Here is a 3261-nt window from a genome sequence, read left to right on the forward strand (position 1 = left end):
GTTTTCGTGGTTCTCTCGAAAATGTTTTTGATCTTTGTGGTCAAGTTTTTAAGAGCACACGGTGGATGCCTTGGCATTAGGAGCCGAAGAAGGACGTAGGAATCTGCGATAAGCCTGGGGGAGTCGATAACCGGACTGTGATCCCAGGGTGTCCGAATGGGGAAACCCCGCCAAGCGCGCGAGTGACTTGGTGACCCGTACCTGAACACATAGGGTGCGTGGGGGGAACGCGGGGAAGTGAAACATCTCAGTACCCGCAGGAAGAGAAAACAATAGTGATTCCGTTAGTAGTGGCGAGCGAACGCGGATCAGGCTAAACCGTTCCATGTGTGATAGCCGGCGGGCGTTGCATGGTCGGGGTTGTGGGACTTTCCATACCAGTTCTGCCGGGCTGGTGGGGTGTGATGTGCGCGCATAGGTGAACGGTTTTGAAAGGCCGGCCAGAGAGGGTGTTAGTCCCGTAACCGTAATGTGTTTGTACCGCCTGTGAGAGTATCCCAAGTAGTACGGGGCCCGAGAAATCCCGTGCGAATCTGTCAGGACCACCTGATAAGCCTAAATACTCCCTAATGACCGATAGCGGACCAGTACCGTGAGGGAAAGGTGAAAAGTACCCCGGGAGGGGAGTGAAACAGTACCTGAAACCGTGTGCTTACAATCCGTCGGAGCCAGTCTGATTCTGGTGACGGCGTGCCTTTTGAAGAATGAGCCTGCGAGTTAGTGTTACGTCGCGAGGTTAACCCGTGTGGGGCAGCCGTAGCGAAAGCGAGTCTGAATAGGGCGTGTGAGTGGCGTGATCTAGACCCGAAGCGAAGTGATCTACCCATGGCCAGGTTGAAGCGACGGTAAGACGTCGTGGAGGACCGAACCCACTTCAGTTGAAAATGGAGGGGATGAGCTGTGGGTAGGGGTGAAAGGCCAATCAAACTTCGTGATAGCTGGTTCTCCCCGAAATGCATTTAGGTGCAGCGTTGCGTGTTTCTTGCTGGAGGTAGAGCTACTGGATGGCTAATGGGCCCTACAAGGTTACTGACGTCAGCCAAACTCCGAATGCCGGTAAGTGAGAGCGCAGCAGTGAGACTGTGGGGGATAAGCTTCATAGTCGAGAGGGAAACAGCCCAGACCACCAACTAAGGCCCCTAAGCGTGTGCTAAGTGGGAAAGGATGTGGAGTTGCCCAGACAACCAGGAGGTTGGCTTAGAAGCAGCCACCCTTAAAAGAGTGCGTAATAGCTCACTGGTCAAGTGATTCCGCGCCGACAATGTAGCGGGGCTCAAGTACACCGCCGAAGTTGTGGCATTCAGATATTTAGCTAAGCCCTTGTGGTTCAGGCGTCTGGATGGGTAGGGGAGCGTCGTGTGGGCAGTGAAGTCGCGGTGGAAACCAGCGGTGGAGCCTACACGAGTGAGAATGCAGGCATGAGTAGCGAAAGACGGGTGAGAAACCCGTCCGCCGAATGATCAAGGGTTCCAGGGTCAAGCTAATCTGCCCTGGGTAAGTCGGGACCTAAGGCGAGGCCGACAGGCGTAGTCGATGGACAACGGGTTGATATTCCCGTACCGGCGAAAAACCGTCCATGTTGAACAGGGGATACTAACCGCCCGAGACCTGCCTGACACCCCTTGTGGGTGAAGGGTTTTGGTGGAGCGCGGGACCTGATCCTGGGAGGCAAGCGTATTAACAGGTGTGACGCAGGAAGGTAGCCGAGCCGGGCGATGGTTGTCCCGGTCTAAGGATGTAGGGCGAGTGGTAGGCAAATCCGCCACTCATGTGCCTGAGATCTGATGGGACCCCCGTTTGGGGGGATTTGGTGATCCTATGCTGCCGAGAAAAGCATCGACGCGAGGTTTTAGCCGCCCGTACCCCAAACCGACACAGGTGATCAGGTAGAGAATACTAAGGCGATCGAGAGAATTATGGTTAAGGAACTCGGCAAAATGCCCCCGTAACTTCGGGAGAAGGGGGGCCCCAACCTTGAACGGACTTCGCGTCCGGGAGGGGATCGGGGCCGCAGAGACCAGGGGGAAGCGACTGTTTACTAAAAACACAGGTCCGTGCGAAGTCGCAAGACGATGTATACGGACTGACTCCTGCCCGGTGCTGGAAGGTTAAGAGGACCGGTTAGCCTCACGGCGAAGCTGAGAATTTAAGCCCCAGTAAACGGCGGTGGTAACTATAACCATCCTAAGGTAGCGAAATTCCTTGTCGGGTAAGTTCCGACCTGCACGAATGGAGTAACGACTTCCCCGCTGTCTCAACCATAAACTCGGCGAAATTGCAGTACGAGTAAAGATGCTCGTTACGCGCAGCAGGACGGAAAGACCCCGAGACCTTTACTATAGTTTGGTATTGGTGTTCGGAGTGGCTTGTGTAGGATAGGTGGGAGACGTTGAAGCCCGGACGCCAGTTCGGGTGGAGTCATCGTTGAAATACCACTCTGGTCACTTTGGACATCTAACTTCGGCCCGTAATCCGGGTCAGGGACAGTGCCTGATGGGTAGTTTAACTGGGGCGGTTGCCTCCTAAAAAGTAACGGAGGCGCCCAAAGGTTCCCTCAGCCTGGTTGGCAATCAGGTGTCGAGTGTAAGTGCACAAGGGAGCTTGACTGTGAGAGAGACATCTCGAGCAGGGACGAAAGTCGGGACTAGTGATCCGGCGGTACATTGTGGAATGGCCGTCGCTCAACGGATAAAAGGTACCTCGGGGATAACAGGCTGATCTTGCCCAAGAGTCCATATCGACGGCATGGTTTGGCACCTCGATGTCGGCTCGTCGCATCCTGGGGCTGGAGTAGGTCCCAAGGGTTGGGCTGTTCGCCCATTAAAGCGGTACGCGAGCTGGGTTTAGAACGTCGTGAGACAGTTCGGTCCCTATCCGCTGCGCGCGCAGGAAATTTGAGAAGGGCTGTCCTTAGTACGAGAGGACCGGGACGGACGAACCTCTGGTGTGTCAGTTGTACTGCCAAGTGCACCGCTGATTAGCTACGTTCGGATGGGATAACCGCTGAAAGCATCTAAGCGGGAAGCTCGCTTCAAGATGAGATTTCCATACACATTATGTGTGAGAGGCCCCCAGCCAGACCACTGGGTTGATAGGCCGGATGTGGAAGCGAGGACTAACGACTCGTGAAGCTGACCGGTACTAATAGGCCAATAACTTACACCACACAGAAAAACATTCTGCTTGCGTCCACTATGTGGTTCCCAACCAACAACCCTGTTGGCGGAACCTAACAATTGAATACAACACCACCCCCTGCCC

At 54.8% G+C, this 3261-nt stretch carries 1 rRNA gene; it reads left to right on the forward strand.

Going from position 1 to position 3261, the window contains the following annotated elements:
* Positions 1-38 precede the first annotated feature (38 nt).
* Positions 39-3166, forward strand: a 23S ribosomal RNA gene (locus PUN51_RS20600).
* The last annotated feature ends 95 nt before the right edge of the window (positions 3167-3261 follow it).

The sequence above is a fragment of the Arthrobacter sp. NQ4 genome (assembly GCF_029077345.1).
GTDB lineage: Bacteria > Actinomycetota > Actinomycetes > Actinomycetales > Micrococcaceae > Arthrobacter.